The organism is Chitinophaga sp. Ak27 (assembly GCF_012726295.1).
In the GTDB taxonomy this organism is placed as follows: Bacteria; Bacteroidota; Bacteroidia; order Chitinophagales; family Chitinophagaceae; genus Chitinophaga.
Genome location: NZ_JABAOB010000011.1, coordinates 92,251 through 115,637, shown reverse-complemented (window position 1 = coordinate 115,637; position 23,387 = coordinate 92,251). Strand labels below are relative to the sequence as shown.

19 protein-coding genes and 1 other RNA gene are annotated in these 23,387 nt (G+C 46.0%); 10 read left to right on the top strand and 10 right to left on the bottom strand.

The window, feature by feature from the left end; genetic code table 11:
- The first annotated feature begins 133 nt into the window (after window positions 1-133).
- From HGH90_RS28360 to HGH90_RS28340, 5 genes are all read left to right on the top strand, one after another.
- Window positions 134-1,771 carry an amino acid permease gene (locus HGH90_RS28360; RefSeq protein ID WP_169192463.1) on the top strand — a complete coding sequence of 546 codons (1,638 nt, stop codon included), beginning with the start codon at window positions 134-136 and terminating at the stop codon, window positions 1,769-1,771.
- 157 nt (window positions 1,772-1,928) lie between these two features.
- On the top strand, window positions 1,929-2,393 hold the full coding sequence (locus HGH90_RS28355) for a DoxX family protein (protein WP_168765321.1): 465 nt from the start codon (window positions 1,929-1,931) through the stop codon (window positions 2,391-2,393).
- A 67-nt stretch (window positions 2,394-2,460) separates the two neighbouring features.
- Complete coding sequence (locus HGH90_RS28350) at window positions 2,461-3,510, top strand: Smr/MutS family protein (protein WP_168765320.1); 1,050 nt, start codon at window positions 2,461-2,463, stop codon at window positions 3,508-3,510.
- Between the two features lie 24 nt (window positions 3,511-3,534).
- Window positions 3,535-3,912, top strand: an RNA gene (gene rnpB, locus HGH90_RS28345) — RNase P RNA component class A.
- 67 nt (window positions 3,913-3,979) lie between these two features.
- Entirely contained in the window at window positions 3,980-4,390 is a 411-nt protein-coding gene (locus HGH90_RS28340; protein ID WP_168765319.1) for a DUF4870 domain-containing protein, read from the top strand.
- Window positions 4,391-4,462: 72 nt separating this feature from the next.
- Here HGH90_RS28340 and HGH90_RS28335 read toward each other — a convergent pair whose 3' ends face one another.
- The gene (locus HGH90_RS28335) at window positions 4,463-6,160 is read right to left on the bottom strand and encodes a S8 family peptidase (RefSeq protein ID WP_211093026.1); all 1,698 of its coding nucleotides are present in this window, start codon (window positions 6,158-6,160) and stop codon (window positions 4,463-4,465) included.
- A gap of 192 nt (window positions 6,161-6,352) precedes the next feature.
- Between HGH90_RS28335 and HGH90_RS28330 the strand changes: the two genes are divergently transcribed.
- A complete protein-coding gene (locus HGH90_RS28330; RefSeq protein WP_168765318.1) occupies window positions 6,353-6,598 on the top strand; it encodes a hypothetical protein in 246 nt (81 codons plus the stop codon).
- A gap of 451 nt (window positions 6,599-7,049) precedes the next feature.
- Here the strand turns inward: HGH90_RS28330 and HGH90_RS28325 are convergent, their stop codons facing one another.
- The 9 genes from HGH90_RS28325 to panC all read right to left on the bottom strand — a co-directional run bounded on the left by HGH90_RS28325 (window position 7,050) and on the right by panC (window position 17,716).
- Window positions 7,050-8,579, bottom strand: a complete 1,530-nt coding sequence (locus tag HGH90_RS28325; protein WP_169192462.1) for an aldehyde dehydrogenase family protein — start codon at window positions 8,577-8,579, stop codon at window positions 7,050-7,052.
- 24 nt (window positions 8,580-8,603) lie between these two features.
- Complete coding sequence (locus tag HGH90_RS28320) at window positions 8,604-9,494, bottom strand: DUF1338 domain-containing protein (RefSeq protein WP_168765316.1); 891 nt, start codon at window positions 9,492-9,494, stop codon at window positions 8,604-8,606.
- Between the two features lie 88 nt (window positions 9,495-9,582).
- Complete coding sequence (locus HGH90_RS28315; RefSeq protein ID WP_211093024.1) at window positions 9,583-10,656, bottom strand: saccharopine dehydrogenase family protein; 1,074 nt, start codon at window positions 10,654-10,656, stop codon at window positions 9,583-9,585.
- A gap of 451 nt (window positions 10,657-11,107) precedes the next feature.
- Window positions 11,108-11,923, bottom strand: coding sequence for a 3-methyl-2-oxobutanoate hydroxymethyltransferase (gene panB / locus HGH90_RS28310; protein ID WP_168765315.1), 816 nt, complete (start codon window positions 11,921-11,923; stop codon window positions 11,108-11,110).
- A gap of 80 nt (window positions 11,924-12,003) precedes the next feature.
- The gene (locus HGH90_RS28305; protein ID WP_168765314.1) at window positions 12,004-12,894 is read right to left on the bottom strand and encodes an exopolyphosphatase; all 891 of its coding nucleotides are present in this window, start codon (window positions 12,892-12,894) and stop codon (window positions 12,004-12,006) included.
- Between the two features lie 44 nt (window positions 12,895-12,938).
- Window positions 12,939-15,086 carry a polyphosphate kinase 1 gene (gene ppk1 / locus HGH90_RS28300; protein WP_169192461.1) on the bottom strand — a complete coding sequence of 716 codons (2,148 nt, stop codon included), beginning with the start codon at window positions 15,084-15,086 and terminating at the stop codon, window positions 12,939-12,941.
- 238 nt (window positions 15,087-15,324) lie between these two features.
- Window positions 15,325-16,350: a lysylphosphatidylglycerol synthase transmembrane domain-containing protein gene (locus tag HGH90_RS28295; RefSeq protein ID WP_168765312.1), complete on the bottom strand. Its 1,026-nt coding sequence runs from the start codon at window positions 16,348-16,350 to the stop codon at window positions 15,325-15,327.
- 37 nt (window positions 16,351-16,387) lie between these two features.
- Window positions 16,388-16,732 (bottom strand): aspartate 1-decarboxylase, encoded by a 345-nt coding sequence (panD, locus tag HGH90_RS28290; protein ID WP_133811105.1) that lies wholly within the window; start codon window positions 16,730-16,732, stop codon window positions 16,388-16,390.
- Between the two features lie 120 nt (window positions 16,733-16,852).
- Window positions 16,853-17,716 carry a pantoate--beta-alanine ligase gene (gene panC, locus HGH90_RS28285; protein ID WP_168765311.1) on the bottom strand — a complete coding sequence of 288 codons (864 nt, stop codon included), beginning with the start codon at window positions 17,714-17,716 and terminating at the stop codon, window positions 16,853-16,855.
- Between the two features lie 109 nt (window positions 17,717-17,825).
- Between panC and HGH90_RS28280 the strand changes: the two genes are divergently transcribed.
- The 4 genes from HGH90_RS28280 (at window position 17,826) to HGH90_RS28265 (ending at window position 23,308) form a co-directional block, all read left to right on the top strand.
- A complete protein-coding gene (locus HGH90_RS28280) occupies window positions 17,826-18,644 on the top strand; it encodes a glycogen/starch synthase (RefSeq protein ID WP_168737197.1) in 819 nt (272 codons plus the stop codon).
- Window positions 18,645-18,697: 53 nt separating this feature from the next.
- Window positions 18,698-20,065, top strand: coding sequence for a DUF4270 family protein (locus tag HGH90_RS28275; RefSeq protein ID WP_168765310.1), 1,368 nt, complete (start codon window positions 18,698-18,700; stop codon window positions 20,063-20,065).
- Window positions 20,066-20,086: 21 nt separating this feature from the next.
- Entirely contained in the window at window positions 20,087-21,343 is a 1,257-nt protein-coding gene (metK, locus tag HGH90_RS28270) for a methionine adenosyltransferase (protein WP_168765309.1), read from the top strand.
- Window positions 21,344-22,000: 657 nt separating this feature from the next.
- Window positions 22,001-23,308: a right-handed parallel beta-helix repeat-containing protein gene (locus HGH90_RS28265; RefSeq protein ID WP_168765308.1), complete on the top strand. Its 1,308-nt coding sequence runs from the start codon at window positions 22,001-22,003 to the stop codon at window positions 23,306-23,308.
- Window positions 23,309-23,387: the final 79 nt, after the last annotated feature.

The following is a 23,387-nucleotide window of genomic DNA, read 5'->3' as shown; positions in this document are numbered from 1 at the left end:
GAAAGTGAGAATGCTGTTTACACTGATTTTTTTCTGAAAGATTAATCAGGGTAATCAGCATTTTTATTTTACCAGAACAGGATTTTTTTAAATTACATTAAAAGCCAAACTGTAACACGTAATTCCTTAGCCAATGTCTAATTCGCTGTTTCGAAAAAAATCGCTTGCCACTATTTTAAAAGATGCCAAAGATGGATTGGCAGACGGTCATGAAACAGGGGGGATGCATAAAGTGCTGAAAGTAAAGGACCTTACTGCCATGGGAATTGCGGCAGTTATTGGCGCCGGCATCTTTTCCACCATCGGGGAAGCTTCTTTCCATGGTGGTCCGGGTGTATCCCTGTTATTTGTGATTACTGCGATTACTTGTGGATTTTCCGCCCTTTGTTACGCCGAATTTGCCTCCCGGGTGCCGGTATCTGGCAGTGCTTATACTTACTCTTACGTTACTTTTGGAGAATTAGCCGCATGGGTGATAGGCTGGGCGCTGATCCTGGAATACGCTATCGGGAATATCGCCGTGGCCATTTCCTGGAGTGGGTATTTCAATAACCTTCTCGGGGGACTGGGATTGAGTTTGCCACCCTGGCTGGCCAGCAATTATGATAGCGCCAGTCCTGCCCTCATTGCTGCGGCCCCGCATATCGCCGGTATCCCGATAATTCTCAATCTGCCCGCTTTTATCATCGTGGTAATTGTTACTTACCTGGCTTATGTAGGTATCCAGGAAAGTAAACGGAGCGCTAACTTCATGGTGGCCCTCAAAATATTGGTGATCCTTTTTGTGATCGTAGTAGGGTTTTTCTATGTAAATAAGGCGAATTGGTCGCCTTTTATGCCAAACGGGTTCTCTGGTGTCATGAAAGGGGTATCGGCCGTATTTTTCGCTTATATTGGCTTTGATGCGGTAAGTACTACTGCGGAAGAGTGTGCCAACCCACAGCGGGATTTGCCCAAAGGCATGATTTATTCGCTTATTATCTGTACGGTATTATATGTACTGATTTCTTTTGTACTGACGGGTATGGTACCATTTTATAACCTCAAGGTAGATGATCCCTTGGCATTTGTTTTTGACCAGGTACATTTACCATGGATCAGTTATCTCATTTCTGTGAGTGCAGTGGTGGCTACTACCAGCGTCTTGCTGGTATTCCAGATTGGCCAGCCCCGCATCTGGATGAGCATGAGCCGCGATGGATTGTTGCCCCGCCGGTTTAGCACCATCCACCGCCGGTTTAAAACGCCTTCCTATGCCACTATTATAACCGGCCTGCTGGTAGGTATTCCGGCGTTGTTCCTCAATCTGACGATCGTAACAGACCTCACCAGCATAGGTACCCTGTTTGCCTTTATCCTGGTATGCGGCGGCGTTTTGATACTTCCCCGGGAGGAAAAAGCGACTACCAAACGCTTTCAGCTGCCCTATATCAACGGGCAATGGATTGTTCCCGCACTGGTAGTCGGCCTGATTATCCTGTTTAATAAGGAAATACTGCTCAAACTGTCAATGGAAGGCGGTTGGAATGTATGGAAACATAATATTCCTTTCTACCTGTTTGTGGTGGTAACGCTGATAATTACTTATCTGTCGGCTACCCGCAAACTCTCGCTGATACCGGTATTAGGCATGCTAAGCTGTTTTTACCTGATGACAGAAATAGCCCTGAAGAACTGGATCGTATTCTCTATCTGGCTGGCCATGGGCTTAGTGATTTACATCGGCTACAGCTATTCGCACAGTAAACTGGCTGTAAAGCAAAACGCTTAAGGCATAGGCATAAATAAAGTAAAAAGCTATTATAGACGAGATTCTAGCGGATGCCATCCGCTTAATTCTCCTCTATAATAGCTTTTTGCTTTATGCTATATGCTTTCAGCTTTTTCGTAACTTCACAGTAGCTCTTTGATCTTAAAATTTATATTTTATGAACATGCTACAACGGGTTGAACACTGGGGCGACACACATAGCCCCAATTGGCTGAGTGCAGTACGCATTCTGCTGGGCGTATTTCTCATGGGAATGGGTGTCCTGTTTGTGATGGACAGAGATGCTTTGGTGTCTATGATCAGCCAGCGGCCTACGATGGCGGCCATGTCAATCATGCTCGGACACTATATTGTATTTGCCCACATCGTCGGCGGTTTATTTATTGCCATGGGGCTGGTGACACGGTTTTCCGTGATCGTCAATATACCCATCCTCCTGGGCGCCGTTTTCTTCGTACATTCTCCTACTAAATTATTTAATGTATATCCTTCTACAGGCCTGGCAATCTTGGTGCTTCTGTTACTGATTGTCTTCCTGGTGGAAGGAAGCGGCCGCATTTCTGTTGATGATTACATGCGCCGGCACCCTGAAAAACGTAACCATAAGTATATCGACTTCTGATATTCCGGATATCTCTGGCCCGCATATCCTTTCAAATTTCTATTTTTGCAGTCTGAAGAATGCAATTATGAAATACCAAATAGGCGACAGGATATTGCTGTTGAGCTCAAAAGAAGAAGGAACGGTTGTTGAACTGGTGAATGATAACATGGTAATGATCGAGATAAAAGGGACCTCTTTCCCGGTGTATCTCGACCAGATAGACTTCCCATATTTCCATCGTTTTACCCAGCAAAAGCTGGTGAAGGAAAAACCACGGCTCATTCCCGGTGACGAAATCAAAGTAGACAGAAGCAAATATGAAGTGTTTAAAACAGATAAGGGCATGTTCCTGTCTGTTTTACCGGTATACCAGATGGACGGTTTAGATGAAACAGTGAAACTGATGAAGTTTCACCTGTTCAATGATACTCCGCACGCCATGCGTTTCTATTTTCAGATCTGGCTGAATAATCAGCTGGATCTGGAAATAAAGAATGAGATCCAGCCATATAATCATTTCTACCTGGCTGACCTGCTGTTTGAATCACTGAACGACAATCCCCGGTTCGAGTTTACTTTCTTCCTGAAAGAGCCGCAACCCAAGTTGGCTACCTCTGTGAAGAAAACCTGGAGAATAAAGGCAAAACAAATGTTTGTGCAGCTGGAACAATTGCGCACCAAGGCAGAAGCCACCATTACCTATCCTTTATTTGATAAATTTCCGGAGAAGGAACCAGAACCAGAACCTACGCCGGAGCAGCCTAAAAAGAAAGCACCCATTACCTCTATCGGATCCGGGAACTTTGCCAGCCTGCTAAGCAAGATACAGCTGCAGCCTGAAACAACGCTTACGCCCAAACAGGAGGTGGATTTGCATATAGAGGCCCTGGAAAAAAACTGGAAAGGTTTAAGCAATATTGCCATCCTGGCTATCCAGCTCAATGCTTTTCAACGTTACCTGGAATTGGCGATCAGTCATCATCAGCATAACCTGGTAGTGATTCATGGCGTGGGTAAAGGAAAGCTGCGGGATGAAATTCACCAGGTATTGCGACAAACGCCAGAAGTAGCCAACTTCGTTAATCAATACCACGCCAAGTATGGCTATGGCGCTACAGAAATAACGTTTAGGTAATATTTTTCTTACCTTCGCGCCTCAACTACAAACCGTGCTATCGTTTCGCTGACTTGTTCAGCGAAAAGGAAAGTCCGGACAGCACAGAGCAACGCACCACCTAACGGGTGGGGCCTCCATCTTTGGTGGAGGTACAGCAAGTGCCACAGAAAATAACCGCCTCTACCTGGTAGAGGTAAGGGTGAAAAGGTGGGGTAAGAGCCCACGGTGCAGGCAGGTAACTGTTTGTGCGGGTAAACCTTGCGTGCTGAAATGCCATGTATACGGTCGCCTGAGGGCTGCTCGCCCGATGACCGAGGGTAGGCAGATACAGGCAACGTGCGAACGTTGCCGCAGATAAATGATAGCAGCTCCCCGCGAAAGCGGGGAGAACAGAATCCGGCTTACAGGTTTGTAGTTTTTTTCTTCTTCTCTTTTGATATGCTAAAATAAGCTGTTAACTTCCCTTTAATATTTAATCTTATATTTTATGAATCCTAAAGAAGAACGTACCTGGAGTACCTTTATTCACCTGGGCGGCCTTATTGGTATGTGGATCATCCCTACTGTAGGCAATATTATCGGGGCGCTGGTACTATGGCTGATTAAACGCAATGATTCCCATGTAGTGGACGATCAGGGCAAGGAAGCCGTGAATTTTCAGATCACCTATAGCCTGGCTGTTATTGCCGCTAAAATCGTTGAAAATATTCTGTATGGCATCTGGTCAGTGGCTACGTTTTGGTCACGGCCATGGTGGAACTTCAGCTTTACCTGGGGATGGGGAAGCCTGGTGCAGATATTATGGTTCCTCAATGTTATTTTCAGCATCGTGGCAGCGGTACGGGCCAATGAGGGCAAGATATACCGTTACCCGCTCAGCCTGCGCCTCGTTAAATAACTGCATTAAAAACAAAAGACCCGGCTGGTAATCTCATCGCAGCCGGGTCTTTTTTAGTATGATCGATACTGATTAGTTCTTTTTGATCGGTTTAACCTTCGCCTTGTGTTGTTTCTTCCCTTTCACATTTTCTCCCTTAATGGTAGCCGCCAGTTTCAACGCTTCATAAGCATTTACCAGCCCCCCGGTAACAGATAAATCTGAAAAAGCAATTTTTTCATCGCTGCTGCCTGGTTTGTTAACCATAGTAGAACCGTCCGGTAGTGGGGTAGCGCTTTTTTCGAGCACATATTTCAACTGTTTGGCGCTGAGCTCAGGGTAGTAGGAGAGCACCAATGCCGCCACACCTGCTACTACAGGGCTGGCCATGCTGGTACCGCTGGCAGAGCCGTATTTATTGCCACCCGGGATTGTAGAATAGATTTGAACGCCTGGCGCAAATAAGTCTACTTCTTTCTTGCCATAGTTGGAGAAACTCGCCACTTTATCGGGCATCGTACCGGTGCTGATAGCACCTACAGTGATAAAGTTGGCAGCCCGGCCGCCATCCAGGTAATTCGGGTTAGGATAGTTGGCAACAGAATCGTTGTTTGCACCATCATTACCGGCGGCATGCACCAGCAACACGCCTTTTTCTTCTGCATATTTTACCGCGGCATCCACCCATTCTTTATGAGGAGAGAAAGGCTTGCCGAAGCTCATATTAATAATCTGTGCGCCGTTATCCACTGCATAGCGGATGGCCAGCGCCACGTCTTTATCTCTTTCATCGCCATCAGGAACCGCTTTTACGGCCATGATACGTACATTGTCGGCTACGCCGTCGATACCTACGCTATTGTTCCTGGAGGCGGCAATAATACCGGATACGTGTGTTCCATGGAACCCAAAGGTACCCATCACATCCTGGTTTCCGTATTTGTTGTCGTTAATATCTTCGAGGTTGTCGCCTACAATCCTTTCGCGGTTAGCGTTTGGGAGTACATCGGTGGCTTCTGCCTTACGTTTCAGTTCATTCATGTACTCATCGAATTCCATTTTGAACTCGCCGAAGGTAGCTGGTTCATCGCCGGCGCTTTTTAGCAGGCGGCTCATGAAATTGCGGGCAAGCAAAACATCCTGGTTGGTCGTTTGAATACTGTCCAGTTGCGCTACATTGAAATCGTCTTTGCCCAGGTAATTTTTTAGGATGGTTTCGCATTTGTTCACATTTTCCTGCAGCTTGGACATGCTTTTGTACTGCACCTTAAACTGGGAGTTAGGCTTTTCTACTTTCGATTGCAATTGCTGCCAAATGGCGTATTCTTTTGAATCTTTTGCCAACGCAGAATCAGGATTGCCATACAGGCTTTTATAGCGGTAGTATTCCCGAGCTGCCTCTTCAGAGTCTTCTTTCAGACTGGCGCCGTCCTTTCCTCCGAGGAAATTCCAGCCGTGAATATCGTCTATATAGCCATTGTGATCGTCGTCCTTGCCATTGCCGGGTATTTCCCGCGGATTAGTCCACAGAATGTTCTTCAGATCTTCATGCAGGGTATCAATACCGGAATCGATTACGGCTACAATAACCGGGGTGCTTTTCTTCCCTTTTAACAATTCTTTATAAGCTTTTTCGGTAGACGTACCGAACACGCTATCGGTATCGTAGCTTAAGAGCTGCCAGTTTTTGGGGACCTGGACTTTACTTTGTGCATCGGCGCTTGTTGTAAATGCAGTCATCAACGCAATGCAGCCTGCAAGGGCTGCTACCTCTCGACTAAACAATTTCATGTTCAATAATTTTCCCTATAAAAACAACTAAAAATATCTTGATGATAAACGATAAAGGTATAGAAAAAGCGGTATAACATTAAATTTTAATGATAAACGCGCTATTTATTGGTTGATTGGAGGATAGAAGGACGAAAGCAGTATGATCGCAGTGAAAGAAATGGGGGTACGGGAAATTTCGGGGATCGTGCTGTGGAAACTGCTACTCAGCGGGCAAAAGTCCGCATGAGGCAACTGGACTATTTCAAATTGGCCGATAACCCTGAGCAGGCTGCCAACGTATTTAACCACTTGATAAAGAGAAATAAAGGCAAAGCCTTTGTTATTTGCAGTGATCCGGAAAATATTACTGCGGTGATTTATCGTACGGGACTATGGGGAAAAGAGATCAAAACCCTTTATGACAGAGGAAGCGGACAGGTTTTGACCGTGAAATAGGTCAGCAACGGTGCACCCGTAGCACAAAAGTTGAATATGAATATTCAAAAAAAAGTTTAATATTTATATTCAGAAGAGTATTTAATGGCTTCCCGCCATTTTTACTTTTCTCATAAGCATGGTTTCCGTTTAACGAAAAGCGGGGTTCTCTAACCTCGCTACTATTTTTAGAACTGTGCACGCAGTATGTAGAGTAAGGTGCAGCCGAGACTGCGCAAAAGAATATTAGTCACGCATTTTATCAACCGCTTTTAAAAATCTGATCGGGTAGCAGTTCCAGTCATGAAAGTTAAAAGCTCCGGGGCTAGCGCCTCGGGGCTGGAATCCAAAAAGCAGAAAGCATAAAGCGAAAGACATAAAACTATTGAGGCGAATAATCTTTGCGAATATTTTAAAATCGCATTGGTCATTCGCCTCAATAGTTTTATGTCTTTCGCTTTATACTCAATAGCTAAAAATCAAACTTGATTCCTTGTGCCAAAGGCAAGCTGGTAGAGTAGTTGATAGTATTGGTCTGACGGCGCATATAGGCTTTCCAGGCATCGGAGCCGCTTTCACGGCCACCGCCGGTTTCTTTTTCACCACCAAAAGCACCACCGATTTCTGCGCCGGAAGTACCGATGTTTACATTGGCAATACCGCAATCAGATCCCGCATGGGAGAGAAATTGCTCTGCTTCCCGCAAGTTGAGGGTCATAATGGCTGAGGAAAGCCCTTGCGGCACATCATTCTGCATAGCAATGGCTTCTGCCAGCGTCTTGTATTTCATGACGTACAGGATGGGGGCAAAGGTTTCATGCTGCACAATCGCGTAGGTATTTTCCACGGCGGCAATGCAAGGTTTCACATAGCAGCCGGATTCGTATCCTGCCCCGGAAAGCACGCCGCCTTCCACGAGGAAGCTGCCTCCCTGCGCTTTTACCTGTTCTATGGAATCCAGGTAAGCGTTAACGGCCGCTTTATCAATCAATGGACCTACATGGTTATGCTGATCCAGCGGGTTACCGATACGCAGCTGTGAATAAGCTTTTACCAGCCTGGCAGTAAAGGCGTCGTATACGCTTTCGTGGATGATGAGCCTGCGGGTAGAGGTACAACGTTGCCCGGCAGTGCCCACGGCGCCAAATACGGCGCCAATGATGGACATATCTAGGTCGGCATCCTGCGAAATAATAATGGCATTGTTGCCACCCAATTCCAGCAGAGAACGCCCCAGGCGCTGTCCTACGGCAGCTCCTACGGCTTTACCCATACGGGTGGAACCGGTAGCGGATACCAGTGGAATACGGGTGTCGTGCGACATCCATTCGCCGGCATCCCGGTCGCCGATCACCAGGTTACACACGCCTTCGGGTACCTTATTGGCGGCAAATACGGTGTCGACTATACGTTGACAGGCCAGGGCCGTCACCGGTGTTTTTTCGGAAGGCTTCCAGATACATACGTTTCCGCAAACCCATGCCAGCATCGAGTTCCAGCTCCATACTGCCACCGGGAAGTTGAAGGCGGAAATAATGCCGGTAATACCCAACGGGTGCCACTGCTCATACATGCGGTGGCCGGGACGCTCAGAATGCATGGTTAACCCGTGCAGCTGCCGCGATAATCCTACCGCAAAATCACAGATGTCTATCATCTCCTGTACTTCTCCATAGCCTTCCTGCAGGCTCTTTCCCATTTCATAAGACACTAGTTTACCGAGGTGCTCTTTATGTTTACGCAAGGCCTCGCCAATCTGCCGCACAATTTCTCCTCTCTTGGGGGCGGGCCAGTTACGCCATTCTTTGAAGGCTTCCTGGGCGATAGCCACCACCTGGTCGTAATCTTCTCTGTTGGCGCCTTTTACAGCTGCAATTTTTTTATCATCCACCGGAGATACAGAGGTAATGGTAGCTCCGTGAGCTGGCAGCCAGTGAGCGCCAGTGCTGACACCACTTTGTTCGCCCTGGATACCTAATGCTTTTAAAATATCTTCAACCATTGTCAGGTGTATTATTGAACGAAATTAGGAAGTTTTTTTTGTTTGGGCAGCGTAGGTGCTTTCGAAGATCTTATCGGCATTACCGGCTTCAAAGCCTTCCCGGCGGTGCTCGCGGCGGATTTCTCCGGCGGGGAGACCCACAAATGCCGGGAGTATCTTCCTTTCGGCAAATTCAACGTAGGAGCCGGCGATATCCTGTTTTTCGCCGCCAGCAAATTCGGCAGTGATCATACGGGCTACAGTGGCGCTTTGTAACAACATGCCATCCGGGCTGGTTTTGATTTTACCTCCTGCATCGTTCAGGCGGAAGCCGTGTTTCTCCAGGAAGGTATTGAAATCGGCTACCGTATTGTATCCAGTCGGCAGGTTATGCACGCTCACGGTAAAGTGGTTCAGGTAATAACGGTTATAAATCACCCAGGCTGCATACTCACTTTCTGCCGCCAGCAGGTTATAATCTGCTACGGTAGGGGTACGCCACAGGGCGCTGTGTAAAAAAGTATCCACAGTGGCGCTATCATCCAGGTTCAGTTGATCTACCGGGTCGCTGCTCACCTCGCGGGTATAGCTATAAATAATATCCTGCGCCTGCTGGCTGAGATCCTTTACCCGGAGCTCACTGATAAAGATCCGGGGATATTGGGGCGCAGGCGGCGCATACCACCAGGCATCCAGTTTTTTGGCGGCAAAATGGTAGTGATCCATTTTCCGGTAGCCATAGTGCAGAAATATTTTTTCCAGCGAAGCTACCCCCAGCTGAGGAACTCCCATTGTTCTGAACGCAATATGATCGTTTTCGATATCATCTGCCTTCCGGATCATTCCTTCTTTTATCATGGCGGTAATCACTGCCGCCACATCCGGAACCCGCTGCTGATAGCGTTCCATCAGCCCATTTAATACATCTTTTAACATTGAGGATGCGTTTTTGCAATTAGCTGTTAGTATTTCTGGTAAAGAGGCCACTCCTTACGGCAATTTACCAAGAGCAGATAGTTAAAAACTAATTATAATATACCGCAAAGCGGTTCTTGATCAGATCTCCGAACGCCACATCTTCTTGGCGAACAAAGCCGGTCGCCGGCAGTTTGCCCTTGGCATGGAGGTCGATGACTGCACAGGCGGCACCGGCGGTGGTAAGTTGGATAGCCGTGAAATCCTTACCAGCAATAGCCTGGTTGTAGATCTTACGGGAGTAGGAGCGCTGTACCGAACGGCCATTTACAGTGCCGGAAACGGATACAAATACCAATACCACGTCCTGTGGGGTGAAAGGTATGCTATCTTCCATAATCTCCTTCAACATTTCCCGCTTTTTATTGAGTTTAAGCTCGTTGAGCAGAATTTTCATCAGGTTACAGTGACCAGGATAACGTACAGTTTTATAGTCGAGGTTATATACTTTGTTATCCAGTATCTCAGCCAGGGCGCCCAATCCGCCAGAGGTGTTAAACGCTTCATATTCCACTCCATCGAGGGCAAAGCGTTCGTAGCCTTCCATGGGCATCACTTCCTTGCGTTCGCCTTCATGAATGGCATCACAGGGATTGCAATATTCATTGATCAGGCCATCGGTGCTCCAGGTAAGGTTATACATGAGGCTATTGGTAGGAAATTGGGGCAGGGCGCCGACCCGCAGGCGAACGGCATCCAGGGTATCGAATTGTTTGGCAATATCATGAGCGGCAATGCTGATAAAGCCCGGCGCCAGGCCGCATTGTGGCATAAAACTCACATTAGCTTTGGCGGCTATTTCACGGATAGCATTGGTAGTAGCCACATCTTCTGTAAGGTCAAAATAGTGAGTGTTGGCTTTGGCAGCCGCAGTGGCAATTTTTACGTTCAGGTAAAAGGGACAGGCGCTCAATACCATATCCTGGTTGGTTAATGCCTGCTCCAGGGCTGTGGCATCATTTACATTCAGCAAGGCTTTGTGAATGCCCTCATCTGTACATTTCTGTAAAAGCCCTTCATTACTGTCTGCCAGGGTTACAGTATAGTCGCCAGACTGTTGCAGCAGGAACGCTGCGGTTTCACCGATCTTGCCGGCGCCGATAATCATTACGCGTTTCATCATCTGTTTGGAATTATAGTGATGTGTGAAGCGGTTAGCTTCACTTGTTTAGTGAAAAGACATAGCTATTATTCCACACTACGTATATACGTCAACGTTATATTGACTGCAACAAGCTTTTGTGAATGATAGTTGTTCGTTTGTACCATGGAAAATACCGGTACGTTAACGCCGATCATTCATTACAGGAATGCTGAAATGCAATACAGTTAACCGCTTGAGCGGTAGTGCAGCAAGAAAAAATATGTAGGGAAGTTTAAATGCCCTTTGTGCTACCTATGGCACATGGGAGCAGGTGCTCCGCAAATAGGAGAGAAGAGAAAGCTGTATGTTTAACAGGTGATTCATTCAACTTATAAAAGTGATGAACAAATATAAGTATTTGAAACGAAAGAAAAGCGATATCTATAAAAATAAACAGCCCCCGCTTGGAGCGAGGGCCGTAAAAATGAGCTTAGTATTGTTCGTTATCGTTCGGGAAATCTTTGGCTTTTACATCGTGAATATAAGCCTGGGTAGCCCCGTAGATTTCTGCATACAGATCGAGGTAACGGCGCAGGAAGCGTGGTTTGAACTCCTTATTGATACCCAGCATGTCGTGCATCACCAGTACTTGGCCATCTACATATTTACCGGCGCCAATACCGATAATAGGAATTTCTACTGACTCGGCCACTGTCTTAGCCAGTGCAGCAGGAATTTTTTCCAGCACAATAGCGAAGCAACCGGCTTCCTGCAACAGTTTGGCGTCGTTGATCAGCTTATTGGCTTCGGCTTCTTCGGTGGCACGTACGGCGTAAGTACCAAATTTGTAAATAGACTGGGGCGTAAGGCCCAGGTGGCCCATTACCGGTACACCCGCGGAGATTATGCGTTTTACGGATTCGATAATTTCTTCGCCGCCTTCTATTTTAATGCCGTGTGCACCTGTTTCCTTCATAATACGGATTGCAGAGCTCAGCGCTTCCTTGGAATTTCCCTGGTACGAACCAAAAGGGAGGTCTACTACTACAAAGCAACGCTTGATGGCTCTTACCACCGAAGCGGCATGGTAGATCATCTGATCTAATGTAATAGGCAGGGTGGTTTCATGACCGGCCATTACGTTGGAAGCGGAATCACCTACCAGTATGATATCAATGCCGGCATCGTCAAAAATGCGGGCCATGGAATAATCGTATGCCGTGAGCATTGATATTCTTTCTCCGTCCACCTTCATCTTCTGTAGTACATGCGTGGTGATACGCTTTATTTCTTTATGGACTGACATAAGCAGTAGCTTTTAGCATTTAAGGGCTGTTAGCAATAACCGCAAAGGTGGTAATATAAAAAGATAAAAGGAAATGTTTTTTATGTGCGGCTAACGGCTATTTCCTCGTAAAGTGCATGGATAAGGCCATCTGCCAGCCCGATTTTAGGAACGAAAATTTCCGGTGTATCGGCCCAGCGCATTACGTTTACGTAGATCTGCAAGGCAGGTACGATCACATCGGCGCGGTCTTCCCGGAGGTTATAGAGGTGAATGCGTTCTTCTACGGTAAAGCTGCTGAATTCCTTGTAATAATCTTTCAGCGTATCCAGTGACAGTGGTTTACCTTCTTTGCGTTTAGAGAGAGAGAATATTTTATTAATGTTGCCGCCGGAGCCAATGGCGTATACGGGACCAGCCCCTTTGAGTTGTTGTTTCAGAAAATCTTTCAGCTGCTGCCACTGCACGTCGGTCACTTGTTGCTGTAACAGGCGGATGGTACCTATATTGAACGACTCCTTGAATACCTGCTTGCCGGCACTGAAGAGGGTGAGCTCTGTACTGCCGCCACCTACGTCTATATAGAGGTATGACTTGGTAGTGTCCAGGTGTTCGGCCACATGGTTTTCATAAATGAAAGCTGCTTCTTCCTGGCCGGAGATAATTTTAATATCGATACCGGTCGCTTCTTTTACCTGCTGCAGGATTTCAGGGCCATTGGTGGCATCCCGCATGGCTGAGGTGGCACAAGCCTTCAGATATTTTACATCGTATACGTCGAGCAGTAGGCGATAGGATCTGATCGTATTGATGAGTTGTGCGGCTTTTTTCTCCGAGATGATGTTGCTGGTAAATACGTCAAATCCCAGCCGCAGCGGTACCCTCACCAGATTCAGCTTGGTAAAGTCCATTACTCCGGAACTATTTGGCGATGCTTCAGAAATGAGTAATCTGGCAGCGTTGGAGCCAATATCTATCGCAGCTAATTTCATCTGTCAGTCGTTATATCAAAAGCCAAAAGTAAAACATTTTAAATTTACAGGTATTGTTTTTCGTGGAGGTACCGGTAGATTTCTACCTGGGTACGGATCTTTTTATCTCCCTCTTTCTTGTATTGATTGGTTTGCTCGTTATCCAGTATACGGGCTTTTACGTTACCGCTCAGCTGTATCTGCATAATATCGATCAGCTCCTGTCGTATAGCCGGATCCGTTACCTGCACGGCGGCTTCTACGCGGTGATCCAGGTTGCGTATCATCCAATCGCAGGAAGCAATGAATACTTTCTCTGCCCCGCCGTGATGGAAGATAAATACGCGGGCATGCTCCAGGTATTCATCTACAATGCTGATGGCATTGATAGACTTCTTCCATTTTTTATTCTCTGTATAAGCGCAACAGATACCCCTGATCACCATCTTTACATCCACGCCAGCTTTGGCGGCTTCATACAGCTTGGCAATCAGCATTGCATCGGAAAGGGAGTTCATTTTGATAGTAATGGCGGCCTTCTTTTTGTGTTTGGCGTTTTTAATTTCCCTGTCTATCAGTCGCAGGAAAGTGTCACGCATGTTGAGCGGACTAACCGGCAGGGTTTTGCAGCCCTGTAATATTTTGATATCATGCCGCGGACTTTCCAGGTAGGAAAATATACGGTTCATGTCGGCAATGATCAGGCGGTTGGCTGTTAGCAGGCAATGATCGCCATACACCCGGGCCGTTTTTTCATTGAGGTTGCCGGTGCTGATAAAACCGCATTGAATGGTTTTGTTGCCGATCCGTTTTTTAATCACACACAGTTTGGCATGTATTTTCATGTTGGGAATACCCAGCAATACTTTCACGCCTTCTTCTTCCAGCCTGGATTTCCAGTCGAGGTTAGCAGCTTCATCAAAGCGTGCGCGCAATTCCAGCACCACGGTTACCTGTTTGCCGTTACGTACGGCATTCACCAGGGCATTGATAATTTTTGAATTACGGGCCAGCCTATACGCCGTTATCTTGATGGCAGATACGTTGGGATCTATGGCGGCTTCCCTTAACAGGTCGATAATCGTATCGAAGCTGTGGTAGGGGAAATGGAGCATCACATCCTGTTGCTGAATGACGTGCATTACGCTGGGCGCATTTACAAACAGGGGATGGGTAAAGGTTTTACGGTGTGTATGCGGGGGGAAGATAGATTCCGGGAAATCCATAAAATCTTTGAAGTTATGGATACGGGCCCCGGGGATGAGGTTATCCTTCCCCGATAGTCCCTGCCGGCGCATCAGGTATTCGAGCAGCAGCGGGTCAATGTCTTTATCGTATACAAACCTTACGGGCTTGCCTTTACGCCGGTCTTTCAGGCCTTTTTCAATCTGGTGAATGAGGCTGTCGGAGATATCATTATCGATGTCCAGCTCCGCATCCCGGGTCACTTTGATAATGTGTGCAGAAAATTTGTCGTAGCCGAAATAAACGAAGATGCTCGGTAAACAGAAGCGTATCAGGTCTTCCAGCAGGATAATATCATGCTCTCCGGGCTTGGAGGGAAGAATGATAAAGCGGGGAAGTACGTTAGTAGGAATTTCTATCAACGCAAATTTTTGTCGCACTGAATTATCCTGGCGGGCCAATACAATGGCCAGGTAAATTGACTTATCGCGCAGGATGGGAAATTGTTGTATACTCTCGATCATGAGCGGGATGATGTTGGTACGTACCTGCTCATTGAAATAATTGAGTACAAATTTTTGTTGTTCTTTATTAAGTTGTTTTTCTGTTCGGAGATAGATATGCTGCGTTTCCATTTCCGTGGCAATATCTTTCCATACCTGGTCAAATTCCCGTTGTTGTTCTATGACCCTGGCCTGGATTTCATCCAGTATTTTGTCGGGATTTTCTTCGAGGTGCATTTTGGCGGACTTACCAAAAGACATCATGCGTTTGAGGGTGGCTACACGTACGCGGAAAAACTCGTCGAGGTTGTTGGAAAAGATGCCCAGGAAGCGAATGCGTTCGTGAAGGGGAACTGTTTTATCAGCGGCTTCTTGTAATACCCTGGCATTGAATGCCAGCCAGCTGATATCCCGGGCTATCATTTTTTTCTTTTCGGGAAGGGGTTTTTTCCGGGCAGTTTTTTTAGATACAATTACTTCAGGTATTGTCATGATATCGAGGTTCTCACTATTCTGCAAACGCATACTAACTAATTTACATTCAAAAAATTCACATAATACTAAAATACGATGATACGGCTTTCGCTTTAATTGAAGTATTAAATTAAAGTTAAAGAAAAGTTGGGTATTTCCCGTAGACACGCTAAGTAGCAAAGGTGGAAAGAGTGGCTTGTATCTGTCGTACCTGGCATCTTTACAGGAAATAAAAAATGCCCCGCTTATGCGGGGCATTCCTAATCGATATCTTTTAGCCGTTGGGAAACTAAGGTGTTACGGGGGCGGCTTCTTTCTTCTTATTATAGATCGGGAGGGCCACCAGGCTAATAAAGCCGAGGAGGATCACCAGCATGGTTTGTGCCACCCAGATAATCCATCCAAAGGCGAAGCCGATAGCCGAAGGGATGCTATAGATTTCCAACGTTTTTTGTACCAGTGGCTGATAGGCGCCGATACCGCCGGGCATAACGATCATGCCTACACTACCAATCATGAGCACGGCCAGGGCGGCGCTGATGCCCAGGTGGCTGGTTTCCTGGAGACAGAAAAAGCCGATATATACCTGGGAGAGGTAGCAGGACCAGATCAATATGGAATGGATAATGAACCATACTTTTTTCTTCCTTTCCATTTTGCCGATCGAGAGGAAGCCCTCCGTGATGCCCCTGATCAGGCCCTTTATGGTAATGGCTATTTTGGAACGGGCAAAGCGGCGGAGTAACCATCCCAGTATTACCAGGACTACTGCAAGTATGATGATGCCTGCCAGCAGTTGCATGCCATTGGCGTGCGCTATCTTGTTGGAAATAGGCTGCAAAACAGTTTCATTTACCAGGGAGCCGAGAAGATCCAGCTGGGTTACCACGGTCAGGATCATGAGGAGAATAAGGCATACCAGGTCTACGGCGCGTTCGGCAATCATGGTACCTACCAGTTTATCGGCCGGTACTTTTTCATATTGGGCCAGTAAACCGCAGCGGGTTACTTCTCCCAGGCGGGGTACGGCCAGGTTGGCAAGATAGCCCACCATCACGGCAAAGAAGGTATTGAGGGTAGCAGGTTGATGGCCCAGGGGCTTCATCAGGAGCTTCCATCTTACGGCCCGGAACCAGTGACTGGCGATGCCGATGGTCATAGTAGGGATCAGCAGCCAATAGTTGGCTTTTCGCAGGGCCACTTTAATCTGGTCCCACTCCGCTGCATTGATATTCCTGGAAAACAGCCATATCAACAGCACCCCTATGCCGAAAAAGCAAACAAACTTAATGACGTTCTTAAGCGTTTTGGGCATGATCCAAAGTTGTTTAGGGTGTTAATAACAATAAGGGTTACAATTTATTCCCTTCTTTAGGGAAAATGGCAATAGGCGTATATTTTTTAGCTTCTTCAAAATCCATGGTGGCATAGGAAATAATAATCACAATGTCTCCAGGCGCTACCAGGCGGGCAGCAGGGCCATTCATACAAATGACGCCTGAACCGCGCTTACCTTTGATGACATAGGTTTCCAGTCTTTCGCCGTTATTTACGTTTAATACCTGGACTTTTTCGTATTCAATTAAACCAGCAGCATCCATCAGGTCTTCGTCAATCGTAATGCTTCCAACATATTGCAGATTGGCTTCGGTAACTACTGCGCGGTGAATCTTACACTTTAAAATTTCGATTTGCATAATTTGTACTGGCTTAACGCTTATTAAAAGAGCGTCTGCAAAACTAGGAAAAAAATATGGAAGATCGAACAAGACATGCAGTCCTGGTGCAGCGTGCGCTGCATGTCTTGTTCCATAAGGCTAGAGGCTGCCCTGTAATATCATGTTGTCGATCAGGCGGACTCCATCGAGCCAGGCGGCCAGTGCTACTACTACAGTAGCGTTGCCGGGCGGCTGATCCAGGGGACGGAGCATACCGTCTTCCAACTGGAGTATGTCTACGTACTCGGGTTCAAAGCCCTCTTTTTTCAGGTGATCAAAAGCTTCATGGGCTTCCTCCATGAAATGGAGCCCTTTACCAAAGTTATTTTTGATGGCCGTCAGTTCGTGGTAAATGGCAGTGGCCTTTTTACGGGCGGCAGGAGAGAGCCGGGTGTTGCGGCTGCTCATGGCCAGGCCATCTTTTTCTCTTTCAGTAGGACATACGACCAGTTTCACGGGAGAATGGGTGATTTGGAGCAGGCGACGGACGATCAGGCATTGTTGCAAATCTTTTTGTCCCATAAAAAGCTGGTCTGGTTGCACAATATCCAGTAACTTGTGAACAATGCGGCCGACGCCCTGGAAATGCCCGGGCCGGAATTTTCCTTCCAAGATGGTTTCCAGGTCGCCGAAGTCGTAATGCAGATCGCTTTCCAGTCCTTCCGGATACATTTCTTCTACGGATGGTAAAAAAAGTATATCTGTTGATACGTGATTTAATTTTTTTATATCTTCTCCAATGGTGACAGGATATTTTTCAAAATCTTTTGGATCGTTGAATTGAGTTGGGTTGACGAAAATGCTGCAAACAACCACGTCGGTATTTTTTCTGGCGGCCTGAATAAGTGACAGATGCCCATCGTGGAGGGCTCCCATAGTGGGCACAAATCCAATGCTTTTGTTACTCTTTCTTACCAAGGAAAGGTGCTTCTTCAGGTCCGAGCTGTGCTTAAATTGATACATAAATCATTGCTTAAAAGGATGTTAAAACTGACAGATTGGCCAATATTCCGTAAAAAATCCGTAATTTTGCAAGCCAAATTAAAATTACTGCATTAATAATCAGCGTTAAATGTCCACAAAGAAAAGAATTCTTTTTATTGCCCAAGAGATGTCGCCGTACCTGGAATTGAGTGATTACGCGAACATGGTCAATAAAATGGCAATTAAGTCCAATGAGGCTGGCCTGGAAGTGAGAGTGATCATGCCCAGATTTGGAATTATTAATGAGAGAAGACACCGTTTGCACGAAGTGGTAAGGTTGTCGGGTATCAACATTGTGATTGACGGGGATGATTACCCGTTGATTATCAAGGTGGCATCCCTTCCGAATGCCCGGTTGCAGGTTTACTTCCTGGATAATGAAGATTATTTTAAGCGGAAGACTGTATTTGCCGATGAAAACGAGGAGTTTTTTGACGACAATGCAGCCAGAGCTGTCTTCTTTTGTAAGGGAGCCCTGGAAACAGTGAAAAAGTTCGGATGGCCTCCGGACATTATTCATTGCAGTGGCTGGATGACTTCTCTGATACCAATGTATCTGAAAACAGCCTACAAGAAGGAACCGGTTTTTGCCAACTCAAAAATCATATATTCGCTGACGCCCAACACGTTCAAAGAAAAGTTAGGCACCACCTTTGTGAAGAAAGCCACCATCAGTAACCAGATCAAAGAAAAGGATATGGAGCTGTTTAAGGATGGTACCAACACTGCATTGAACAGAGGAGCTGCCAAATACGCCGATGCGGTGGTACTGGCGGGCGACAAGCTGGAAAAGAAAGTGGTGGACGAAGTAAAAGCAGAAAAGGGAAAGATAATTTTGCCTTTCAAGAAAGATAACGATGATCTTGGCGATTACCTTGCATTATACAACCAGTTGCTGGGTAAGTAGCTAATTCAAAGCATGTTCGGCAGTTTAACCAATACTCACTAACAACATAACGCGTGAAGATCAATTTCAGAAACCTCAGTTTCTTAGCAACCTATATTACTCTACTGTTTGGCGCCGCCGGTTGTAATAAATCTACCCTTCTCGGGAGTGGCCTTATTCCTCCGGGCGATTTTGTAAACGCACATGATACCGTGATTTCCGGTATCATCGCCAACAACATCCTCCGGTATGATTCCTCTATTGCAAACGGAAATAGCAGTTATCGGAAAATTCTGGGATCTGTTACTACAGACCCGGTTTTTGGTAAAAGCCACGCCTTCGTATACACGCAGGTATCGCTGCCTAAAAGTGCTTTCACCTTTGAAGGAGCCGGCCAAACCCTCGATTCTGTGGTATTATCGCTCGCATACGCTGGCTACACCGGAGATTCTTCTACGCCGCAGACGTTCCGTATTTACCGCATGACCGAACCTAAGTTTACGATCGATACCAACTACGCCTATGACCGCGCATTAGGATACGATAAAAGTAATCTCCTGGGCCAGGTAACGGTAACGCCCCTGAGTCTCCGTGATTCGGTAAGCGTTTACGGCACCAAAGAAGCAGCACAGCTGCGTATTAAGCTTAGTCCTGCCTTCGGTAACGAGTTACTCCAGCAGAAATCGGATGGCGCCTTTGCTACCGACTCTGCATTCAGGGCTTATCTGAAAGGATTTGCCATTATACCGGATACCATGCTGGGTACCAACCGGAATATGATTTACCTGTCGCTCAATGATGTAAATACGAAACTGACCGTATTCTACAAGAACTCAGAAAAGGACTCACTGCAGGCTGTCATGAGCTTCAACCAATATACCAGTGCCCATGCCAACTACTTCGCCAGGAATTACAATGGTTCACAGGCAGGCCGGTTTATCAATACCGGCAACCCGCAAGGGGACAGTATCCTGTTCCTGAACAACGCACCGGGCTTGTATACGAAGCTGACCATCCCGGGATTGGAAAACTTTCCTAATGTGATGATCAACAAGGCAGAATTAATCATTACACAAATTACTGCCGGGCCATCTGACATGAATAATATTTTTATTGAACCAGGAAGCTTATCTTTACTGCAATATGGTAATGGGGACTCCACCAAGGTACCCATCGACTACTATTCATCCGGTGGCCCCACTTACTTTGGAGGAACCCGCCAGGTAATTACTAACTTCGGAGGAATACAGGTAGTCCAGTATACATTTAACCTTGCCAATACGGTACAGCGGTTTATCAAAAAACTCGATGCCAATAATGGTTTTAAGCTGAAAGCGTTGAATACTTCCTCTCTGCCCATAGACGTGGATAGGGTGAAAGTAGGCGGAGGTAATCTGTCGCAATACAATATGAAACTTAGAATTATTTACACTAAACCATAAAACTACTAATCCCAGTTTTTTATGCCTTACTTATTTACATCTGAATCCGTTTCAGAAGGACACCCTGATAAAGTAGCTGATCAGATATCCGACGCTTTGATTGATAACTTTCTGGCATATGATGCATCATCTAAAGTAGCTTGTGAAACGCTTGTAACTACCGGTCAGGTGGTACTGGCAGGAGAGGTGAAATCAGAGGCATACCTCGATGTACAGGACATCGCAAGAGAAGTAATCCGCAAGATTGGTTATACCAAGAGCGAATATATGTTTGAAGCAAATTCCTGTGGTATCCTGTCTGCTATCCATGAACAGTCGCCCGATATCAACCAGGGTGTAGACCGTAAATCTCCGGAAGAGCAGGGAGCCGGTGACCAGGGGATGATGTTTGGTTATGCCACCCGCGAAACAGAGAACTATATGCCGCTGGCGCTCGACCTGGCGCATAAACTGCTGCTGGAGCTGGCTGCACTGCGTCGTGAGAATAAAGACATTAAATACCTGCGCCCGGATGCTAAATCCCAGGTAACAATCGAGTATTCTGATGATAATAAACCCGTAAGAATTGATTCCATCGTGATCTCTACCCAGCACGATGACTTTGATTCCGATGAAAAAATGCTCGCAAAAATCAAGGAGGACATGATCAACATCCTGATCCCCCGGGTGAAAGCGCAGCTGAAACCAGAACTGCAAAAGCTGTTCGACGGTTTCGATATCAATCACCATATCAACCCTACCGGCAAGTTCGTTATTGGTGGTCCTCACGGTGATACCGGCTTAACTGGCCGTAAGATTATCGTAGACACCTACGGTGGCAAAGGCGCCCATGGTGGTGGTGCATTTTCCGGTAAAGATCCATCCAAAGTAGACCGTTCTGCCGCTTACGCTACCCGTCACATAGCTAAAAACCTGGTAGCAGCAGGTGTTTGTGATGAAGTATTAGTGCAGGTTTCCTATGCTATCGGTGTTGCTAAACCTTGTGGTATTTATGTAAATACCAACGGTACTTCCAAAGTGAAAATGACTGACGGAGAAATCGCTAAGAAGATTGAAGAAATCTTTGATATGCGCCCATATGCTATCGAACAGCGCCTGAAACTGCGCAATCCTATCTATAGCGAAACGGCTGCTTATGGCCACATGGGCCGTGAATCGCAGGTAGTGACGAAAGTATTCAACAAGGGTAAGAAACATGAGAAAACCGTAGAAGTAGAGCTGTTTACCTGGGAAAAACTCGACTATGTGGATAAAGTAAAAGCAGCATTCGGGTTGTAATAACCGGATGATACAAATAATAAAAGAAGGCAGCCGTTTCAAAACTTTTGAAGCGGCTGTTTTGTTTTTAACCTATACCTTTTTTTAACCGTTTAATGCTTTACCCGCGTCTTTTTTAAGAATGTGGAAAAGTTTTTCAAATTATTTTTGATTTTTTCAATAAAAATTTACGTATTATTATTAATAATATATATTATTAATAATAATATGGTTGATCAGCCTAGGTTTCAGAGCAGACAAGGGCATTATGGGTTCGGTATATTTCTGACCAACGGTAGAATCGGGCAATTTAATTTCTCTAATGACAGATAACTTAAAAATGCCTCATTTCCGGCGTATAATATTTCGTTTCGGAGGTTCGTTAGAGTGCTGTTTTATATTCAAAATTCTGGATATTCGCAGCCATAAATCATAATCGGACCGTTTTAATTGTTTCCGGAGACGTTAATATGTGTGCAGTTATTTTTTAGAAAAACCGAGTCCATATCAGATGATCACCGTTTACTATTAACTTTTAATAGTAGATATTTTATTGAAACCATACAAATAATTTGAAAAACCATGAGGCATTTCAGCACTGCACGATTGACTATGTTCACAGTCTTATCAATTGCCCTGACATATCTGGTTACAGCGGAAAGCTGTAATAAGGCGCAATTGGACCAACTTAAACCTTCAACATCAACAGATACGGTTGCTACTGCAGCGCCTATCACCGGAAAGGAATATGTACTTGTACCCGATGCTGCCGGCCACCTTGTGGTAGATGGGAGTATTTATAAGGGAGGAGACGTAATAAGCCTGAAAGGAAACTTCGCCGCCGTTGTTTTCAACAACTTACGTGGAAGTGCAGGCAATCCTATCATTGTTCGTAATGCCACTGGCACTGTTACCACTATTGGAAATCCAACCTGGAACGGTGGTTCCTGGGCTACTGCACTCAGCTTCAGCGATTGTCATTATGTAAAAGTAGGAGGTCAGAGTTCAAAATCTAACTTTGTTGTGAGCGGTAGTACCCAGAGCAGCAGACAAGCTTATTTTAACGTAGCACTTGCCAAACACTCAGATAACTTTGAAGTAAGTAATATCACCATTCAGAACGGTGGTACAGGCTTGTGGGCAAAAACAGAAGTGGTTGCCGGCGATCTGACTACACAGTATCCAAATTCCTACATGGAAAACCTGCTGATACATGATGTATCCATCACCGGTACTTTCAATGAAGCCATGTATATCGGTCATACCGCTACTTACTGGGATATGACAACCAATACGCCTTACTATGGATCTCCATCCGGCTTTACATCCGGCCAACAGTATGCGCAACCTATCAAATGGCGTAATGTTAAGATCTATAACAATACTGTATCCGGCAGCGGTGCGGATGGTATTCAAACTTCTGCCATTGATGGCCTGGAAGTATTTGGTAACGAAGTAACCAACTGGGCTACTAAACATGGTAGCGCAGATGCGGGTGGTATCTTAATTGGTGGCCGTACCACCAACACCAATGTACACGATAACTATGTACACGATGGTTGGGGCGAACTTTGCCAGTTCTACGGTTCCGGTGAAAACGGCGCTACGCACATTATCAAAAACAACCTGTTCAGAGACAACCAGCTGGATGGTGTGAGCCTGAGAGGCACCAACAATGCAGTAGTGCAAATCCTTAACAACACTATTGCCCGTATTGGTGGTGTGGGTATCCGCATCAACGGTTACCTGGGTATGACTGCTCCGCAGATTGTTAATTCAAATGCGATCATTCAGCCTCGTACCACTGGTGGTACTATCTATCCTAACGCCTACATCTACCTCGAAAATGGAGGTACGGTTACGGAAGGTACCGGTGGTTACGCCAATGCTAAATTACCAACTGTTGACTCAGCACTGGTAGACATCAACAACTATTACATGCCTTTGGCAGGGTCTCCGTTGTTGACGATTGGCTATAAAAAATAATTCATCTCTTTATACTGTTTCTCTTTAAAACAGTATTAGAGTTACCATACTAAACAATCGCCATCCTGGTTTACCGGGA

Coding starts and splice junctions, on each gene's coding strand:
- panC (WP_168765311.1), bottom strand. CDS start 17,716: ATGTATCAATTTAAGCACAGCTCGGACCTGAAGAAGCACCTTTCCTTG.
- metK (WP_168765309.1), top strand. CDS start 20,087: ATGCCTTACTTATTTACATCTGAATCCGTTTCAGAAGGACACCCTGAT.
- ppk1 (WP_169192461.1), bottom strand. CDS start 15,086: ATGCGTTTGCAGAATAGTGAGAACCTCGATATCATGACAATACCTGAA.
- HGH90_RS28295 (WP_168765312.1), bottom strand. CDS start 16,350: ATGCCCAAAACGCTTAAGAACGTCATTAAGTTTGTTTGCTTTTTCGGC.
- panD (WP_133811105.1), bottom strand. CDS start 16,732: ATGCAAATCGAAATTTTAAAGTGTAAGATTCACCGCGCAGTAGTTACC.
- HGH90_RS28325 (WP_169192462.1), bottom strand. CDS start 8,579: ATGGTTGAAGATATTTTAAAAGCATTAGGTATCCAGGGCGAACAAAGT.
- HGH90_RS28320 (WP_168765316.1), bottom strand. CDS start 9,494: ATGTTAAAAGATGTATTAAATGGGCTGATGGAACGCTATCAGCAGCGG.
- HGH90_RS28335 (WP_211093026.1), bottom strand. CDS start 6,160: ATGAAATTGTTTAGTCGAGAGGTAGCAGCCCTTGCAGGCTGCATTGCG.
- HGH90_RS28315 (WP_211093024.1), bottom strand. CDS start 10,656: ATGATGAAACGCGTAATGATTATCGGCGCCGGCAAGATCGGTGAAACC.
- HGH90_RS28355 (WP_168765321.1), top strand. CDS start 1,929: ATGAACATGCTACAACGGGTTGAACACTGGGGCGACACACATAGCCCC.
- panB (WP_168765315.1), bottom strand. CDS start 11,923: ATGTCAGTCCATAAAGAAATAAAGCGTATCACCACGCATGTACTACAG.
- HGH90_RS28350 (WP_168765320.1), top strand. CDS start 2,461: ATGAAATACCAAATAGGCGACAGGATATTGCTGTTGAGCTCAAAAGAA.
- HGH90_RS28280 (WP_168737197.1), top strand. CDS start 17,826: ATGTCCACAAAGAAAAGAATTCTTTTTATTGCCCAAGAGATGTCGCCG.
- HGH90_RS28360 (WP_169192463.1), top strand. CDS start 134: ATGTCTAATTCGCTGTTTCGAAAAAAATCGCTTGCCACTATTTTAAAA.
- HGH90_RS28340 (WP_168765319.1), top strand. CDS start 3,980: ATGAATCCTAAAGAAGAACGTACCTGGAGTACCTTTATTCACCTGGGC.
- HGH90_RS28305 (WP_168765314.1), bottom strand. CDS start 12,894: ATGAAATTAGCTGCGATAGATATTGGCTCCAACGCTGCCAGATTACTC.